Source organism: Streptomyces lasiicapitis (genome assembly GCF_014646335.1).
Lineage (GTDB): Bacteria > Actinomycetota > Actinomycetes > Streptomycetales > Streptomycetaceae > Streptomyces > Streptomyces lasiicapitis.
Genome location: NZ_BMNG01000007.1, coordinates 214,000 through 234,622, shown reverse-complemented (window position 1 = coordinate 234,622; position 20,623 = coordinate 214,000). Strand labels below are relative to the sequence as shown.

Below are 20,623 nucleotides of genomic sequence, written 5' to 3'. Positions count from 1 at the left end.
ATGACGTCTTCGAAGCGAGACCGCGCCGAGGCCCTGCCCCAGGACCTTCAGGAGGCGCTGCGCCGCCGCCTTGCGGGACGCGCCGGGGCAGCGGGAGCGGCAGCACGCGCCGGGGCGCCGGACAAGGGTGCCCGCCGGGGCATCCCGCGCGCCGACCGTTCCCGGCCCCTGCCGCTGTCCTTCGCGCAGCAGCGGCTGTGGTTCCTCGACCGGCTGAGCCCTGGCGACGCCGGTTACAACAGCGCGGTCGCCCTGCGGCTCACCGGGCCGCTGGACCGCGCCGCTCTCTCCCGCGCCCTCGACACGTTGGTGGGGCGGCACGAGGCGCTGCGCACCACGTTCGAGGAGAGCGACGGGCGGCCGGCGCAGAGCGTGCGCCCGGCGGGTCCGGTGCCGCTGCCGGTGCGGGACCTCGGTGTGCCGTACGGAGACGTCCCGGCCGCGCCGGACCGGCACGCCCCCACCGGCGGCTCCGTGCTGGACGCGGCGCTCCTCGACGAGTACAACCGCCCCTTCGACCTCGACGCCGACGCCCTGCTGCGCGCACTCCTGCTGCGGGAGTCCGACGCCTCGCACATCCTGATGCTGACGGCCCATCACATCATCACCGACGGCTGGTCGATGGGCGTACTCCTGGAGGAGCTGTGCCTCGCGTACGACGCCTTCGCCAGGGGAGCGGAGCCGGACCTGCCGCCCGTGGCGACGCAGTACCCGGACTTCGCGGTGTGGCAGCGCGAACAGCTCTCGGGGGCGCGGCTCGAACGCCAAATCGCGTACTGGAAGAAGCAGTTGACCGGTTCCGTCGCGCCCGCGCTGCCGCTGGACCGGCCGCGCGGCGGGAAGGAGCCCGGGGCGGGCGCGATCCACCAGTTCACCGTCCCCGCTGATGTCACGGCCAAGCTGCGCACCCTCGCGACCGAGCAGCACACCACCCTCTTCACCGCTCTGGTCGGCGGCTGCCAGGCGCTGCTCGCCCGCTGGTCCGGGCAGGACGACATCATCGTGGGCTCCCTGACACCGGGGCGCCCCCGCACCGACCTGGAACGCGCCGTCGGCTTCTTCGCCCATACCGTCGTCCTGCGCACCCCCGTGGAGTCCGGCGGCTCCTTCCGTGACCTGCTCACGGCCGCGGCCGACACCGTCAACGAGGCCTTCGCGCACGGCGACACACCCTTCGAACGCCTGGTGGAGGCCGTCGGCGCGCCCCGTGAGGCCGGCCGCAACCCCCTGTTCGACGCCATGGTCCTGCTGCACCCGGACCCGCCCACGGCGCCCGCCCTGCACGGCCTGACCGTCGCCCCGGTGACCGTGCCCCGGCAGGCCGCCGCGTTCGACCTGAGCGTGGAGTTCGTACCCGACGGCGAACAGCTCACCGGACTGCTCGAATACCGCACCGACCTCTTCGACACGGCCACCGCCGAGCGGATGGCGGACCAGCTCCTGCGGCTCCTCGACGGCGCCACCGCGCAACCGGACCGGCCCCTGGACGCGCTGCCCCTGCTCTCCCCGGACGAGGCACGGCGCGTCACGGACGAGTGGAACGCGACCGCGCGCCCCGCCCCCACCACGACCTGCCCCGAACTGTTCGCCCGCCAGGCCGCGCGCACCCCGCACACCACCGCCCTGGTGGCCGGGGGCGAGCACCTCGACTACGCGACGCTCGACGCCCGCGCCACCCGCCTCGCCCACCACCTCGTCGCCCGGGGCGCGGGTCCCGAACGGCTGGTCGCGCTGCGCCTGCCCCGCACCGCCGACATGGTCGTGGCGATCCTCGCCGTGTGGAAGTCCGGCGCCGGCTATCTGCCGCTCGACCTCGCGCTGCCCGAGGAGCGCGTACGGTTCCTGCTCGACGACGCGCGACCGGCCCTCGTACTCGACGAGGAGACGCTGCGGGCGCTGCCGGAGGAGGACGGGGAGCCGGGCCCGGCTGACGCGGCCGGGGGCGCGAACGCGACGGGCGCGGCCTCGGAGCCGGACCCGACGAGCAAGGCCGGGGCGCCGGATCCGACGAGCAAGGCCGGGGTACCGGATCCGACGAGTAGGGCCGGGGCGCCGGACCCGACGAACAACGCCGGGGCACCGGGACCGACGAGCGTGGCCGGGGCGCCGGACCCGAGCGGCTGCACCCCCCTCACCCCGCCCGACCCCGACACCACCGCCTACGTCATCTACACCTCCGGCTCCACCGGCCGTCCCAAGGGCGTCGCCGTGTCCCACCGCTCCGCGGCGAACCTCCTTGCCGGCCACCGCGAGGGGTTCGTCGCCGACGCGGGCGGCGGGCCGCTGCGGGTCGCGCTGACCGCGTCGTTCTCGTTCGACACCTCGCTGGAGGGCGTGCTGCTGATGGCCGACGGCCACCCGCTGCACCTGGTCGACGAGACGACCCGGCTCGACGCCGCCGCCCTGGTCGAGTACGTCGTCGAACACCGCGTCGACTTCCTCGACCTGACGCCCTCCTACCTGCGCCAACTGCTGCCCGCCGGACTGCTCACCGACCCGCGCCACCGCCCCCGGGTGCTGATGCTCGGCGGCGAGGCCATCGGCCCCGGCCTCTGGCGCGAGCTCGCCGGACACCGGGACGTGGCGGCGTACAACTTCTACGGCCCCACCGAGTGCACGGTCGACGCCCTGGCCTGCCGCATCGAGGGAGGGGACCGGCCACTGGTCGGCCGGCCGCTGCCCAACGTGCGCGCCTACGTGCTCGACGCGGGGCTGCGGCCCGTGCCGCCCGGCGTCGGCGGCGAGCTGTACCTCGCGGGCGGGCAACTGGCCCGCGGCTACGCGGGCCGGCCCGGCCTGACCGCCGCGCGCTTCCTCGCCGACCCCTACGGCGCGTCCGGCACCCGCATGTACCGCACCGGCGACCTGGCCCGCTGGACCGCCGACGGGCGCCTGGACTACCTCGGGCGCGCCGACGACCAGGTGAAGGTGCGCGGCCACCGCATCGAGCCGGGCGAGGTCGAGGCGGCGCTGCTCGACCTGCCGGAGATCACGGCCGCCGCGGTCGTCGCGGTGCCCGACGCCCACGGCCATCTGCGCCTGGCGGCCTATCTGGTGCCTGCCGTGGACGCCGTCCGGCCCCAGGCCTCCGAGCTGCGGGCCGCCTGCCGCCTCGTCCTGCCCGACCACATGGTGCCTTCGTCCTTCACCCTGCTCGACGCGCTGCCCCTGACCACCAGCGGTAAGCTCGACCGCCGCGCCCTGCCCGCCCCCGACCTCGACGCCGCCCCGCGCGAGCGGGAGTTCGTCGCCCCGCGCACCGGGGACGAGCAGACGCTCGCCGACATCTGGGCCGACGTCCTCGGCATCGCCCAAGTCGGCGTCACGGACAACTTCTTCGAGCTGGGCGGCGACTCCATCCTCAGCATCCAGGCCGTCTCGCGCGCCCGCGCGACCGGGCTTCAGCTGACCTCGCAGGACGTCTTCCGCCACCAGACCGTCGCCGACCTGGTCGCCGCCGCGTCCCGCAGGACCGCCGCCGTGCCCGCGCCCCGGCTGCCGCGCGCCGACGGGCCCGCCCCGCTGACCCCCGTACAGGAATGGTTCTTCGCCACGCACGGCGCGCTGGGGCACTTCAGCATGTCGATGCTCCTCGACCTGCCACGCGACGTCGACGAGCACGCACTGGAGCGGGCACTGACCGCGCTCGCCGCGCACCACCCGGCGCTGCGCACCCGGTTCGCCCGGAACGGCGACGCCTGGGAACAGCACCCCGGCACCGTCCCGGCCACCGGCCTGCTCACCCGCCACGACCTGTCCGCCGCCCCCAACGCCTCGGTGGCCCGCACCGAGGCCGCGGACGCGGCCCGCGCCGCCCTCGACCCGGCCACCGGCACCCTGTTGCGCGGCGTCCTCCTCCTTCCCCCGGCCGACGAACGCCCCCAGCTCTTCCTGACCGCCCATCACCTGGCCGTCGACAGCGTCTCCTGGCGCGTCCTCCTGCCCGACCTCGAACAGGCCTACCGGCAGGCCGCCGCCGGTGAACCCGTCCAACTGGAGCCCGTTACCGCCGAGTTCACCGACTGGGCCGCCCACCTGTCGCACCGGGTGCGCGCAGGAGACTTCGACGACGACCTGCCGTACTGGACGGCCGAGGCCGCCGAACCCCGTACGCCGCTGCCCGTCGACCGGGCCGCCACCCCGCTCGCCGGATCCGTGCGCACCGTCCGCACTCGCGTGGACCGCGCCACCACCGAGGCGCTCCTGCGCCGGGTGCCCGGCGTCTACCGCACCCAGGTCAACGACGTGCTGCTCAGCGCCCTCGGGCGGGTGCTCGCCGACTGGACGGGTGCCGAGCGGGTGACCGTGGCCCTGGAGGGACACGGCCGCGAGGACGACACCATCGACGTGTCTCGCACGGTGGGCTGGTTCACCACCCAGTACCCCGTCACTCTCACCCCTGCGGGACCGGCCGCCGCGCCCGACTGGGGCGCCACCCTGAAGGCCGTCAAGGAGCGGCTGCGCGCCGTGCCCCGGCGCGGCCTGAGCCACGAGGCACTGGCCCGCCTCGGTTCGCCCGACCCCTCCGCGCGGACACTGCGCGAACTGCCCCTGCCCCAGGTGTGCTTCAACTACCACGGGCAGTGGGACACTTCCGGCGGCCAGGAGTTCGCACCGACGCCCGACGTGCCCGGCCGCGACATGTCCGCCGACGAACCCCTGGACCACCTCCTGGACGTCTCGGCCGTGGTGGCCGACGGCGAACTGGAGATCATCTGGCACTACAGCGAGCGCACGCACGACGCGGGCACCGTCCGGAGCCTGGCCGACGGCATGGTCCGGGCGCTGGGCGCGATCACCGAGCACTGCGCGCGGCCCGACGCGGGCGGCCGCACCCCCTCCGACTTCCCGCTCGCCCGCCTGGACCAGGCGGGCGTGGACCGCCTGGCCGGTGACGGCCGCGGCGTGGAGGACCTGCTGCCGCTGACGCCGCTTCAGGAAGGCATGCTCTTCCACCGCCTGGTCGGCGGCCCCGACGACGTGTACGTCGACCAGGCCGACCTGCTCCTTGAGGGCGTCGGCGACCCGGACGCCTTCGCTGCGGCCTGGCAGCGCGTGACCGACCGCACGCCCGCGCTGCGGACCTCGGTGGTCTGGGAGGACGTACCCCTGCCGCTCCAGGTCGTGCACCGCGACGTACGCGTGCCCGTCACCCACCTCGACTGGCGCGAGCTCGACGACGACGAGCGGTCCGCACGCCTCGACCGGTTCCGCGCCGACGACCTCGCGCGCGGCATCGACCTCGCCGCCGCCCCGCTGATGCGCCTCGCCCTGATCCGCCTGCCCGACGCCCGCCTGCGCCTGCTGTGGACCTCCCACCACCTGATCCTGGACGGCTGGAGCCTCGCCCAGGTGCTCTCCGAGGTGTGCGACGAGTACGCGGCCCGCACCTCGGGAAGCAGCCCGCGGCCCGAGGCGCGGCGGCCCTTCGCCGACTATGTGCGGTGGCTGGCCGAGCAGGACACCGACGCCGGGCGCGCGCACTGGAGCGCGGCCCTCGACGGCTTCGCCACGCCGACCCCGCTGCCCGTCGACCGCCCCCTGGGCGAGGCCCACCAAGCCCGCTCCGCGGGCGTCCACAAGGGAGGCCTGTCCGTCACGGAGTCGGCGGCGCTGGCCCGCACCGCCCGGCAGGCCGGGCTCACCGTCAACACCGTGGTCCAGGGCGCCTGGGCGCTGCTCCTGTCCCGCTACGGCGCCGAGCAGGACGTGGTGTTCGGCACCACGGTGTCCGGCCGCCCCGACGACCTGCCGGGCGTCGAGTCCATGGTGGGCATGTTCATCAACACCGTGCCCACCCGCGTCCGCGTCGACAGCGGGGCCGCGACCAGCGCGTGGCTGCGCGAACTGCAGGAGAGCCAGGCCGAGTCGCGCCGCTACGCCGCCGTCTCCCTGGCCGAGCTGACCTCGCTGAGCGACGTGCCGTCCGGCACCCCGCTGTTCCACAGCATCGTCGCCTTCGAGAACTACCCCTTCGACGAGGCCCGCACGGCCGCGTCCGGCGTGCGCCTGGCGGATGTCACCTCGCGCGACGCCACCAACTACCCGCTCGTGCTCCGCGCCCATCAGGGCGACCGCTTCGGCTTCGACCTCGCCTACGACCCCGACCTGTTCGACGTCGGCACGGTGCGGGCGCTCGCCGACCGGCTGTGCCTGCTGCTCACCGAGATCGCCACGGACCCCGAACGGCCGCTGCGCGCCCTGTCCTGGACGACCGCCGAGGAACGCGTCCACGCTGAGAGCAACGGCACCGAACACGCCCGCCCCACCGAGACGTTGGTGGACCTCTTCGAGGCGCAGGCCGCCCGCACCCCCGACACCACCGCCGTCACCTGCGGCGACGACCGCCTCGACTACGCCACGCTCGACGCGGAGGCGGACCGTCTCGCGCACCGCCTCGCCGAGGCCGGCGCCGGACCCGAGCACTACGTCGCCCTCGCCCTGCCCCGCTCCACCGACCTGGTCGTGGCGATCCTTGCCGTCCTGAAGTCGGGCGCCGCCTACCTGCCCGTCGACCCCCGGCTCCCCGCCGAACGCGTCGCCCACCTCCTCGGCGACGCGGCACCGGTGACACTGGTGACCACCACGGACGCCGGTGTGCGGGCCGAGGCAACCGGCGTGCCCGTGTTGCTCCTCGACGACCCGACCGTCCGCGCCGACCTCGCCGGGCGCCCCGCCACCCTTCCGGAGCCGGTCCGCCGCCCGCTGCCGGAGAGCCCCGCCTACGCCATCTACACCTCCGGCTCCACCGGCCGGCCCAAGGGTGTGGTCGTCCCGCACGCCAACGTCGTACGCCTGTTCACGCGCACCCAGCAGTGGTTCGGCTTCGACGAGCACGACGTGTGGACGCTGTTCCACTCCTACGCCTTCGACTTCTCCGTCTGGGAGCTGTGGGGGCCGCTGCTGCACGGTGGCCGGCTCGTCGTCGTCCCCGACGATGTCGCCCGCTCCCCGGAGGACTTCCTGCGCCTGCTCGTCGACGAGCGGGTCACCGTCCTCAACCAGACGCCGTCCGCCTTCTACCCGCTCGCCCGCGCCGACGCCGAACACCCCGACCTGTCGGCGCAGTTGGCGCTGCGCACGGTCGTCTTCGGCGGCGAGGCCCTGGACGTCGACCGGCTCACCGACTGGTACACGCGCCACGCAGACAACACTGACTCCGCTGTCCGCCTGGTCAACATGTACGGCATCACCGAGACCACCGTGCACGTCACCTACGCGCCCCTCGACAATGCGACGGCGCGCACGGGCGCCGCCAGCCCCATCGGCACGGGCATCCCCGACCTGCGCGTCCATGTGCTCGACGGCGACCTCGCGCCGGTGCCGCCCGGCGCGATCGGTGAGATGTACGTGGCGGGGGAGGGGCTTGCCCGCGGCTACCTGGGACGGCCGGGGCTGACCGCGACCCGCTTCGTGGCCGACCCGTCCGGCCCGTCCGGCAGCCGCATGTACCGCACCGGCGACCGGGCCCGCCGCAGGGCCGACGGCACCTTGGAGTACCTCGGCCGCGCCGACCAGCAGGTGAAGATCCGCGGCTACCGCATCGAGCCCGGCGAGATCGAGGCCGCGCTGCACCGGCACCCGGGCGTGAGCGCGGCGACGGTTGGTGTGTACGAGGACGCCTCTGGGACGCGGCGGTTGGTCGCGCATGTCGTCGGGGTCGGGAACGGGTCCGTAGGGGGCCCGGACGGTTCTTCCGGCAGCGGCAAGCGTGGCACCGGCACTGGCACGCCCGGCAGTGGTCCGGATGGCAGAGGTCCGAACGCCGGTCCGCGCGCCAGTGGTTCGGACGGAAACGGTCTCAACGCCGGTTCGCGTGACGGTGATTCGGAGGACCGGCCCGGCAGCGCGGCGCCCGTATCCGCCCCGTCCGCCGCCGACCTGCGCGCCCACCTGGAGCGCCTGCTGCCCGCCCACATGGTCCCCGCCGCCTACGTCCCCCTTGCGGCCCTGCCGCTCACGGTCAACGGCAAGCTCGACCGGCGCGCGCTGCCCGCCCCCGGCGCGGACGGCTTCGCCACCGGCACCGACCGCACACCGCCGCGCACCCCCGCGGAACGCGCGGTCGCCGCAGCCTGGGCGGACGTCCTCGACACCGACGCCGTGGGCGCCGACGACGACTTCTTCGCGCTCGGCGGCGACTCCATCCTCGCCGTGCGCGTCACCTCACGACTGCGCACGGCCTTCGGGCAGGACGTCTCACCGCGGCTGCTCTTCAGCCACCCCGCGCTGTCCGCGCTCGCCGCCGCCCTCGGCGACCCGGTGGCCGACGGGGACACCGGAACCGACGTCATCCCAGCCGCGGACCCCGGCACCCCGCCCCCGCTGTCGTACGCCCAGCAGCGCCTGTGGTTCCTCGACCGCTTCGCACCGGGCAGCACCGAGTACACGACGCTGTCCGTGCTGCGCCTGCGCGGCTCCCTCGACGAGGCCGCCCTGCGCACGGCCCTCGACGGCCTGGTGGCGCGGCACGAGTCGCTGCGCACCACCTTCGCCGAGGAGGACGGCCGGGCCCGGCAGGTCGTCCATCCGTCGTACGCGGTCGAGCTGCCCCTCGACGTCCTGTCGGCCACCGACCAGGACGCCCAGTTGGACGCCGTCCTCGACCGCGCCGCCGAGACCCCCTTCGACCTGTCCACCGGACCGCTGCTGCGCGCCCGCCTCGCCCGCCTGACCGCCGACGAGCACGTCCTGGTGCTGGCCGTCCACCACATCGTCACCGACGGCTGGTCCGGCGCCGTCCTCGGCCGCGACCTGAGCGAGCTCTACGCGGCGGCCCTGGAGCAGCGCGCTCCCGAGCTGCCCGCACTGCCCGTGCGGTACACCGACTACGCCGCCTGGCAGCGCGCCCGCACCGACGTCGCCGACGAACAACTCGCCCACTGGCGTGAGGCGTTGACCGACCTCGAACCGCTGGAGTTGCCCACCGACCGGCCGCGCCCCGCCGTACGCACCCGCGACGGCGCCCTGGTGACCTTCCACCTGTCCGCCGACCTCACCGAGCGGCTGCGCGCCACCGCCCGGAGCGCCGACGCCACCCTCTACATGACGCTGCTCACCGCCTGCCAGGTCCTGCTTGCCCGCTGGGCCGACCAGGAGGACGTCGCGGTCGGCACCGTGACGGCGGGCCGGGAGCGCCGCGAACTCGACGACCTGGTCGGCATGTTCGTCAACACGCTGGTGCTGCGCGGCCGGATCCGCCCCGACGCGTCGTTCCGTGAGCTGCTCACCGAGGCGCGCAGCACCGTCCTGGACGCCTTCGCCCACCAGGAAGTGCCCTTCGAGCGCCTGGTGGACGCCCTGGAGCCGGAGCGGGACACCAGCCGTACGCCGCTGTTCCAGGTGATGGTGGCCCTGCACAACCTGGGTGCCGAGGCGCCCCGCCTGCCCGGCCTTGAGGTCGAGCCCGTGACACCGCCGGTGCGCAACGCCACCTTCGACCTCGCCTTCGACTTCGTCGAGCACGACGGCGGCGTCACCGGCCACCTGGAGTACAACACCGGCCTGTTCGACGCCGACACCGCCGAACGCCTCGCAGCCCACGTGACGTCGCTTCTCGAAGCCGCCGCGGACGACCCGGACGAGAAGGCCGTCGCGCTGCCGCTGATGACCTCCGCCGAGCGCCGTCAGGTCCTCGATGAGTGGCAGGGCGAGCGGCTGCCGGCTGCGGACAGCACCTTCCCGGCCCTGTTCGAGACCCAGACGGCACGGACTCCGCACGCCACCGCCCTCGCAGCCCGCGACACCACGCTCGACTACGCGGCCCTCAACGACCGCGCCAACCGCCTCGCCCACCACCTCATCGCCCTCGGCGTCGGCCCCGAGGACGTCGTCGCGGTCCGGCTGCCGCGCACCACGGACCTGTTCGTGACCCTGTTCGCCGTCCTGAAGGCGGGCGGCACCCTGCTCTGCGTCGACCCCGGCCTGCCCGAGGAACGCGTGACCTTCCTCCTCGCGGACGCGGCCCCGCGCACGCTCCTGACGGCCGAGACGCTGCGCGAGGTGCCGTGGGACGAACTGCCCGCGCACGACCCGACCGACGCCGACCGCCTGGCACCGCTGCGCCCCGACCACGGCGCCTACGTCATCTACACCTCCGGCTCCACAGGGCGCCCCAAGGGCGTCGTCGTGGAACACCGGCACCTGGTCAACCTCTGCCACGACCATCGCGAAGGGCTCGTCGCCCCGCACACCGCCGACGGCCGCCGCCTGAAGGCCGCACTCAGCGCGTCCTTCTCCTTCGACACCTCGTGGGAGGGGCCGCTGCTGCTCGCCCTCGGCCAGGAGGTGCACCTCGTCGACGAGGACGTACGCCTGGACCCGGAGGCGTTCTGCTCCCAAGTCGCCGACAGCGAACTGGACTTGGTGAACGTCACCCCGTCCTTCCTGCGGGAACTCATCGCCGCTGGGCTTCTCGCCCCCGGCCGCCACCACCCGCGCGTGCTTCTGGTGGGCGGCGAGACCGTCGGCACGGAGGCCTGGCGCGAGCTGTGCGCTGCGGCTGACCTCGGCGTCACCGCGTACAACATGTACGGCCCCACGGAGTGCACCGTCGACGCCGTCTACGGCCGCTGCGTCGAACAGCCCGGACGCCCGGTCATCGGCCGCCCCGGACGCGGCCTGCGCGCCTACGTCCTCGACGGCGCGCTGCGGCCGGTGCCGCCCGGGGTGCCGGGCGAGCTGTACCTGGCGGGCGCCCAGGTGGCCCGCGGCTATCTGAACCGGCCAGGGCTCACCGCAGGACGCTTCCTCGCCGACCCGTTCGGCGGGCCGGGGGAGCGGATGTACCGCACCGGCGACCGCGCCCGCTGGGACGCCCGGGGCCTCCTCGAATTCCTGGGCCGGGCCGACGCGCAGGTGAAGATCCGCGGCTTCCGCGTCGAGCCCGGCGAGGTCGAGGCCGCGCTCCTCGCCGACCCGGACGTCGCCGAGGCCGTCGTGACGGTCCGTGAACACGCGGGCCGCGCCATGCTCGTGGCCCATCTCGTGCCCGCGGGCGAACACCCCCCGTCGGCCGACGACCTGCGGATACGGCTGCGGCGGACCCTGCCCGACCACATGGTGCCCGCGGCCTTCGTGCCGCTGGCGCGGATCCCGCGGACCAGCAGCGGCAAGACCGACCGGCGCGCGCTGCCCGCCCCGCCCGCACAGCCCGACAGCTCCACGCCGTACGTGGCACCCCGGACCGGCGCCGAGGAGCGCCTGGCCGCCATCTGGGCCGAGGTCCTCGGCGTCGAACGGGTGGGCGCGCGCGACGACTTCTTCACGCTCGGCGGCGACTCGATCCTCAGCATCCAGATCGTCTCCCGCGCCCGGCAGGCCGGACTCGCCCTCACCACCAAGGACGTCTTCCGCCACCGCACGGTCGCCGAACTCGCCCTGTGCGCAAGGGAAGCCGCGCCCCGGACCGCGGCGACGGGCGGCGCCGCGCCCACCGAAGCACCCCTCACGCCCATCCAGCGCTGGTACCTCGACGGCCGCCGCCCCGGCGACCCGCTGCGCTTCACCATGACACAGCGCCTCGAACTGGCCCCGGGCACCGACCTGTCCGCCCTGGGGGAGGCCGCGGACGCCCTCGTACGCCACCACGCCGCCCTGCGCACACGGTTCCGGCACACCGCCGACGGAGGATGGCGTCAGGAAGTCCTGCCGGCAGCGCCCGACGGACTCGTCACGCACCATGACGTGACCGGCCTCGACGAGTCAGGTGTCGAGAGCGAGGTGCAGCGGACGGCGGACGCCGCCCAGGCCTCCCTCGATCCCACCGAGGGCCGGGTCGTCCGCGTCCTGGTCTTCGACCGCGGCCCCGCCCTGCCCGCTCAACTCCTCGTCGCCGTACATCACTTGATGATGGACGGCGTGTCGTGGCGCATCCTGCTCGCCGACCTGGAGAGCGCCCACCGCGCCGCGACGACGGGCCGGGCGGCTGCCCTGCCCCCGGTGGGGACCGCATACAGCCAGTGGGCCGCCCTGCTCGACCGGCACACCCGCTCCGGCGGCCTGGACGCCGACCTGACGTACTGGACCCGCGCCGCCACGCCCGCCACCCTGCCCGCGGGCCGGACCGGACCCAACACCCACGGCACCGCCGCCACCGTCGTCGTCACGCTGGCGGCCGAGGACACCGAGGCGCTGCTTCGCCAGGTCCCCGACGTCTACCGCACCCAGGTCAACGACGTGCTGCTCAGTGCCTTCGCCCGCACCCTCGGCCGCTGGTGCGCCCACGAGAGCGTACTCATCGGCGTGGAGGGGCACGGCCGCGAAGACCTCTTCGACGGCGGTCCCGGAGACCGCGTCGACGTCGATCTGTCGCGGACCATCGGCTGGTTCACCGCCGAGTACCCCCTGGCTCTGACCGTCGACCCGGACGCGGGCTGGCGCGACACCCTGCGCTCCGTCAAGGAACAACTGCGCGCGGTCCCGCACCACGGGCTCAGCCACGGCGCCCTGCGCCGGCTGCTCCCGGACAGCCCGCTCGCCGACGGCCCGGCACCGCAGGTCGGCTTCAACTACCACGGGCAGTGGGACACGGGCACCGGCGGCGGCATCGGCGGTGGTCTGTACGGAGGGTCACTCCCGTCCGCCGGGCGCGACACCGACCCCGACGAACCCCGCCCCTACCTCCTGGACCTCACCAGCGTCGTCCAGGACGGCCGGCTCGAACTCGGCCTGACCTACCCGACCGCCGTGTACGACGAGTCCACCGTCCGCCGTCTCGCCGAGGAGACCTGCGCGGCGCTGCGCGAGATCGTGGACCACTGCGCCCGTCCGGACGCGGGCGGCCGCACCCCGTCCGACTTCCCGCTCACCGACCTGACCCAGGAGCAGCTCGACCGGCTTGTGGGCGACGGCCGGCAGGTGGCGGACGTACTGCCCCTGACGCCCCTGCAGTCCGGGATGCTCTTCCACGGCCTTGTCGACGACGCGGGCGCGTACTTCGACCGGACCGCGGTACGGCTGACCGGCGTGGCCGACCCGCGGGCGTTCGCGCACGCCTGGCAGCAGGTGGCCGACCGCACCCCGGCGCTGCGCACCAGCGTCCACTGGCGACAACTGCCGCACCCGGTACAGGTGGTGCACCACCACGCGGACCTGCCCGTCACCCACCTCGACTGGCGCGACCTGACGCCCGAGCAGCGCGAGGCGGCCACCGATCGGCTGCTCGCCGAGGACCGCGAGGCGGGCATGGAGCTCACCGCCGCACCGCTCACTCGGATCACGCTCGCCGCCCTGCCCGGCGACGAGGTCCTGCTGCTGTGGTCCTCGCACCACCTGATCCTGGACGGCTGGAGCACCGGACAACTGCTCACCGAGGTGTGCGAGCACTACGCCGCGCTCACCGGTGGCACCGACGCGGCACCGCCGCTGCGGCGGCCGTTCGCGGACTTCGTACGGTGGCTGCGCGACCAGGACGAGGGCGCGGCCGAAGGCTTCTGGACCGAGGCGCTCGCCGACTTCCCGGCAGCGACGCCGCTGCCGTACGACCGCGCCCCCGCCGAGGCCCACCGCGCCCGCTCCGGGGACGCCGTCCACCACGAGCTGGACGTGGCCGTGTCACGGCGGCTGCGGGAGACGGCCGCCCACGCCGGACTGACCGTCAACACCGTGGTGCAGGCCGCCTGGGCCCTGCTGCTCGCCCGCTACAGCGGCCGCCGCGACGTCGTGTTCGGCACGACCGTGTCCGGCCGCCCGGCCGAACTGCCCGGCGTGGAGTCCATGGTGGGCATGTTCATCAACACCGTGCCGACGCGCGTACGGGTGCCCGACGGCAGCGTGCTGTCCTGGCTGCGCGGCCTCCAGGACGAGCAGAGCGACGCCCGGCGCCACGACTTCATGGCCCTGTCCCGCATCCAGGCACTCAGCGAAGTCCCGGCAGGCCAGGCCTTGTTCGACAGCATGGTGGTGTTCGAGAACTACCCCGTCGACGAGGCGGCCACCGCCCGGACGGGTGTCGGCGTGGCGGAGGTGCGCGCCGACGACGCCACCACGTTCCCGCTGTGCCTGCGCGCCCACGTGAGCGACCGGCTCGGCTTCGACCTGGCCTACGACGCGGCCCTCTTCGACCACACCACCGTGGCACGCGCGGCGACCCGGCTCGCCGCGCTCCTCACCCGGCTCGCCGACGGGATCTCCGGCACGGTCGACGACCTCGACCTGCTCACCGCGGACGACCGGGACCTGCTGCGCCGTTGGAACACCGCCGCCCGGCAGGTGGTGCCGCGCAGCCCCGTGGGCCTGTTCGCCGAGCAGGCCCGCCGCACCCCGGACGCGACCGCCCTGTCCGACGACGTCCGCGAGCTGACGTACCGTCAACTCGACGACTGGTCCGACCGCGTGGCGCACCGGCTGCTCACCGACGGCCTGAAGCCCGAGGACCGCGTGGCGCTCCTGATGGACCGCTCCGCCGAACTCGTCGTGGCGCAGCTCGCCGTCCTGAAGGCGGGCGGCGCCTACGTGCCCGTCGACACCCGGGCCCCCGAGGACCGCCGCCGCGCCCTGCTCGACCGGGCGGGCGTCTCGGCACGGATCACCGCCGCCGATGTCACCGCCGCGCGCACCGCGCCCGGCGAGACGTTGACGGCCCCGGCGGCGGACCCCGACCGCCTCGCCTACGTGATGTTCACCTCCGGCTCCACCGGCGAGCCCAAGGCCGTGGCCGTACGCCACCGTGACGTGGCGTCGCTCGCCACCGACAGCCGCTTCGCCGACGGCGTCTGCGACCGCGTCCTGCTGCACTCACCGGTCGCGTTCGACGCCGCCACCTTCGAGGTGTGGGCGCCGCTGCTGACCGGCGGGTGCGTCGTGGTGGCCGCGGGCGAGACGGTGGACGCGGCGCTGCTGCGGCGCCTCGCCACTCCCGAAGCCGAAGCCGAAGCCGGTGCGGATGCGGGTGCCGGAGTCGGAGCCGAAGGCGGTGCGGGTGCCGGAGGCGGTGCCGGTGCCGACGTCGTCGGCCGTCGCGGACTCACCGCGCTGTGGCTGACAGCCGGTCTCTTCCGCCTCCTCGCCCAGGACGCCCCGGACTGCTTCGCGGGCCTGCGCCAGGTGTGGACCGGCGGTGACGTCGTCCCCGCCGCCGCCGTGCGCCGCGTCCTCGCCGCCTGCCCCGGCCTGACCGTCGTGGACGGCTACGGCCCGACCGAGACCACGACCTTCGCCACCTCCCACGCCCTCGCGGACGCGACAACTGTCCCCGACACCGTGCCCGTCGGCCGCCCACTGGACGACATGCGCGTCCACGTGCTCGACGCCCGCCTGCGGCCCGTACCGCCGGGCTGCGCGGGCGAGTTGTTCGTGGCGGGCGAGGGCCTGGCGCGCGGCTACCTCGGTCGCCCCGGCGACACCGCGGCCCGGTTCCTCGCCGACCCCTACGGGCCGCCCGGCACCCGGATGTACCGCACCGGTGACATGGCCCGGCGGCAACCGGACGGCACAGTCGAGTTCCTGGGCCGCGCCGACGACCAGGTGAAGATCCGCGGCTTCCGGGTCGAGCCCGGCGAGGTGGAGGCCGCCCTCGCCGGCCACCCGGGGGTGGGGGACGTGGCCGTGGTGGCCCGAGAGGACCGGCCGGGCGCCCGGCGCCTCGTCGCCTACCTCGTCGGCCCCGCCTGCGACGACCTGGCCGCGCTGCGGGAGTACGCCGCCGAGGCGCTGCCCGACTACCTCGTCCCGTCCGCGTTCGTGCCCCTGGCGGCGCTCCCGCTCAGCGCCAACGGCAAGGTGGACCGGGCGGCGCTCCCGGCCCCGGATGCCCAGGACGAATCCGGAACGCGGACCGAACCCCGTACCGACGCCGAACGCCGCACCGCGGAGGTCTTCGCGGACGTCCTCGGCATCGACCGGCCCGGCGTGGAGGACGACTTCTTCCGCCTCGGCGGCGACTCGATCCTCAGCATCCGTCTCGCCTCCCGCCTCGCCGAGGAGTTCGGGACCGACGTGTCGCCACGCGCGGTGTTCGCCCACCCGACGCCGGAGGCGCTCGCCGCACTGCTCAGCGACCACCGGGCAGTCGGCGAGGCACGCCCCGGCGTCGTCCCGGTGGAACGCGACGCGACCGCCCCGATGTCGTACGCACAGCAACGCATGTGGTTCCTGGAGGAGTTCGCACCCGGCGGCGCCGAATACGTCACCTCCCTCGCGCTGCGCCTGCATGGTCGGCTCGACGTCCGCGCCCTCGCCGCGGCCCTGCGCGGTCTGGTGGCCCGGCACGAGTCGCTGCGCACCACCTTCGACGCGGTGGACGGCCACGGCGTGCAGGTCGTGCACGCGCCGCACGAGGTGCCACTGCCGCTGGAGGACCTGACGGGGCTGCCCGGTCAGGAGCGCGCGGCCCGCCTCGACGACCTCCTCGCGGCCGAGCGTGCCCGCCCGTTCGACCTGCGGCGCGGCCCGCTGCTGCGCGTCGGCCTCGTGCGGCTCGCCGACGACGAGCACGTCCTGACCCTGACCCTGCACCACATCGTCACCGACGGCTGGTCCACCGCCGTACTCACCGGCGACCTCGCCCACCTCTACCGGGCCGAACTGGACGACAACGCGGGTGAGTTGCCGCCGCTTCCCGTGCAGTACGCCGACTACACCCACTGGCAGCGCACCGCGCCCGGCGCCGACGAGCAGCTCGCCTACTGGAAGGAGCACCTGGCCGACGCCGAACCCCTGGACCTGCCCACGGACCGGCCGCGCCCGCCCGTGCGCACCCGCAACGGCGCGACCGCCCGCCTGGTCCTGCCGTCCGACACGGCCCGACGCCTGACCCAGGTCGGCAGGGAGCGGGGCGCCACCCTGTTCACGACGCTCGTCGCCGCCTCGCAGACGTTCCTCGCCAAGGTGTCGGGCGGACGCGACATCGCCGTCGGCACCGTCACCTCGGGCCGCGACCGCGCCGAGATCCAGAACCTCATCGGGTTCTTCGTCAACACCCTGGTCCTGCGCTCCCAGGTCGACCCCGGCCAGTCCTTCCCGGCCTTCCTCGACGGCGTCCGGCAGACGGTCCTCGACGCCTTCGCCCACCAGGACGTGCCGTTCGAGCAGGTCGTCGACGAGGTGCGGCCGGCCCGCGACACCAGCCGCACCCCGCTGTTCCAGGTGATGGTCGTCCTCCAGAACACCCCGACCGCCGACCTGGACCTGCCCGGCCTGCGCGTCGAGGACGTCGAGTCGGAGCTCCAGCACGCCGCGTTCGACCTCACCCTGGAGTTCGCCGAGACGGACTCCGGAGCCCTGCACGGCGTACTCACGTACAACACCGACCTGTTCGACACGGGCACCGCCCAGCGGATGGCCGACCAGCTCGCCACCCTCCTGACCGCCGTCGCCGACGACCCGCACCGCCCGCTCGGCGCCCTGCCGCTGGCCGCCGAGTCGGAGCTGAAGTCGCTGCTCGACCAGGGCCGGGGCGCGGCCGGAGCCGTCCCGGCGGCGACCCTGCCGGAGCTGTTCGAAGGGCAGGCGGCACGCACCCCCGACGCGGTGGCCCTCGACGAGGGCGGCCGGCAGTGGACGTACGCCGAAGTGGACCGCGCCGCCAACCGCCTCGCCCACCGGCTCATCGGCCAAGGCGTCGGACCCGAGCGGATCGTCGCCCTCGCCCTGCCGCGCGCCCGCGAGAGCGTGATCGCGCAGCTCGCCGTCGCCAAGGCGGGCGGAGCCTTCCTGCCCGTCGACCCCAACTACCCAGAAAAGCGGCGCGAGTTCATGGTCCGCGACGCGGGCGCGACGCTGGTCCTGGGCGACCCGGCGGACGTGTGGGTGCAGGACGGCCCCGACACCGCGCCCACGGACGCCGACCGCACGGCCGCTCTGACGCCCGCCCACCCGGCGTACGTCATCTACACCTCCGGCTCCACCGGCACCCCCAAGGGCGTCGTCGTTCCGCACCACGGCCTCGCGGGCTTCGCCGCGGCCGCCGCCGAGCGGTACGCCGTCGGCCCCGGCGACCGGGTCCTGCAGTTCGCCTCGCCCAGCTTCGACGCCTCCGTCCTGGAACTGTGCTCCTCGCTGCTCAGCGGCGCGACGCTGGTGACGGGCGAGGAGGGGCCGCTCGTCGGCGAGCGCCTCGCGGACGCCCTCGCCGAGCAGCGCGTCAGCCACACCCTCATCCCGCCCGCGGCCCTCGCCACGGTCCCGCCCGGCACCGCGGGGTCCCTGCCGCACCTGCGCACCCTGATCGTCGGAGCCGAGGCCTGCCCGCCCGACCTCGTCGAGGAGTGGGCCCCCGGACGCCGGATGATCAACTCGTACGGGCCGACGGAAGCCACGGTCGTCGCCACCTGGACGGGCCCGCTGAGCCCCGGCCCGGCCGCCCCGCCGATCGGCGGCCCGGCCGGTGCCACCCGCCTCTACGTCCTGGACGCGGCCCTGTGCCCCGTCCCATCCGGAGTGACCGGGGAGCTGTACGTGGCGGGGCCCGGCCTCGCCCGCGGCTATCTGAACCAGCCGGGCCTGACCGCCCAGCGGTTCCTCGCCGACCCGTTCGGCGGCCCTGGCGAGCGGATGTACCGCACCGGCGACCTGGTCGTGTGGGCCGCCGACGGCCAACTGCGGTTCGCCGGACGGGCCGACGACCAGGTCAAGCTGCGCGGCTTCCGCATCGAACCCGGCGAGATCGAGAGCGCGCTGCGGGGTGCACCGCAGGTGCGGGACGCGGCGGTCGTCGTGCGCACGGCACCGCACCGGGACGACCCGGCGGACGAGGAAGCGTCCGAGTCCCGCGAGGGCGCCGTCGAGCACGGCCGCCTCGTCGCGTACGTCGTCCCCACCGCCGGAGACCCCGAGAACCTGCCGGTCGGCGAACTGCGCGACCACCTCGCCGTACTGCTCCCGCCGCACATGGTCCCGTCCGTGTTCGTGCCGCTGGAGCACCTGCCGCTCACGCCGAACGGCAAGACGGACCGGCGCGCCCTGCCCGAGCCCGGACCCGCCCACACCGGCACCGCGTCGCACACTCCGCCGCGCACCGACACCGAACGCCATGTCGCGCGCATCTGGGGCGACGTCCTCGGCGTCGACGGCATCGGCGCGCACGACAACTTCTTCCACCTCGGCGGCGACTCGATCCTGAGCATGCAGGTGGTGTCGCGGCTGCGCCGCGAGGGCCTCCACCTGGCCACCCGGGACCTGTTCACCCACCAGACCGTGGCCGAACTCGCCACCGTCGTACGCACCGCGCCCCAGCACTCCGGGGACGGCCCCGTGACCGGCGAAGTACCGCTCACCCCCATCCAGGAGTGGTTCCTGACCACTCCGCGCGCGGGCCACCACCACTTCAACCAGTCGGCCCTCCTGGAACTGCACGCGGCGCCCGACCCGACGGCGCTGTGCGCGGCCCTGGGCGCCCTCCTAGAGCATCACGACGCCCTGCGCATGCGCTTCACCCACGACGCCGACGGATGGCACCAGTTCAACCGGCCCCCGTCCGACGGCGACGACGCCGAGCACCTCCTCGACCGGCACGACCTGACGGGCCTGTCGGCCGAGGAGGCCGACGCGGCCATGGAGAAGGCCGCCGACGACCTGCACACCGGCTTCGACCTCGGCCACGGACCGCTGCTGCGGGCGGCCCTGTTCACCGGAGACGCCGACCGCCCCGCCCACCTCCTCCTCGTCGCCCACCACCTGGTCGTGGACGCCGTGTCCTGGCGGATCCTCTCCGACGACCTGGAGGCCGCCTACCACCAGGCCGCCCAGGGGAAGCCGATCGCGCTGGGGGACCGCACCACCTCCTTCCGGGACTGGTCCCGGCGGCTCGCCGCCCACGTCGCCGAGGGCGGCCTCGACCACGAACTGCCGTACTGGCAGGAGGCGGTGACGGCCGAGCCGCTGCCGCCCGCCCACCGGCCGGGACCGGACGCGGGGGAGACCCGCACCCTCTCGGTGGAGCTCGGCGAGGAGGACACCACGGCCCTGCTGCGCTCCGCGCCGACCGCGTACCGCACCCGCGTCAACGACGTCCTCCTGTCCGCACTCGCCCTGGCCCTCGCCCGCTGGACCGGCGGTGACCGGGTCCGCCTCGACCTGGAAGGACACGGACGCGAGGACGTCCTCGACGACATCGACCTGTCCCGCACGGTCGGCTGGTTCACCACCGTCCACCCGGTCGCCCTCCAGGTGCCCGAGCCGGACGACCTCGGCCCGTCCCGCGACTGGCGACACCTCGTGAAGTCCGTACGCCGCCAACTGCGCTCCGTTCCCGGCAACGGACTCGGCTTCGGCGCGCTGCGCACGTTCGGCCCGCCCGAGGTCCGTGAACGCCTCGGCTCGGCGGCGCACGGGCAGGTGGTGTTCAACTACCTCGGCCAGTGGGACGCCCGCCCGACCGCGTCCGAGGCCGGCCTCGTGCGCACCGAGCACGGCTCGTTCGGCCAGGACCACGACCCCCGGGACAGCGGATCGCACCCCCTGGAGGTGGTGGGCGCCGTGCAGAACGGCCGCCTCGCCTTCACCTGGCACCACCGCCCCGGCCTGCACGACACGGAGACCGTACGCCGCGTGGCCGACGAGTTCGCCGCCGCCCTGCGGCACATCGCCGCGCACGCCCGGGGCAGCGCGGCGGCCCCCGCACGGGACCGCCGATGAGTATGTGTCATCCCGGGATCCGCGGACCACCGCCCCGCGGACACCGCCC

1 protein-coding gene is annotated in these 20,623 nt (G+C 74.8%); it reads left to right on the top strand.

Features of this window, described 5'->3' with window-relative positions; all coding sequences use genetic code 11:
* A complete protein-coding gene (locus tag IEY91_RS17400; protein ID WP_189174845.1) occupies positions 1 to 20,574 on the top strand; it encodes a non-ribosomal peptide synthase/polyketide synthase in 20,574 nt (6,857 codons plus the stop codon).
* Positions 20,575 to 20,623: the final 49 nt, after the last annotated feature.

What these genes read in the sequence shown, in the direction of transcription:
- IEY91_RS17400 (WP_189174845.1), top strand. Translation starts at nt 1, where the DNA reads ATGACGTCTTCGAAGCGAGACCGCGCCGAGGCCCTGCCCCAGGACCTT.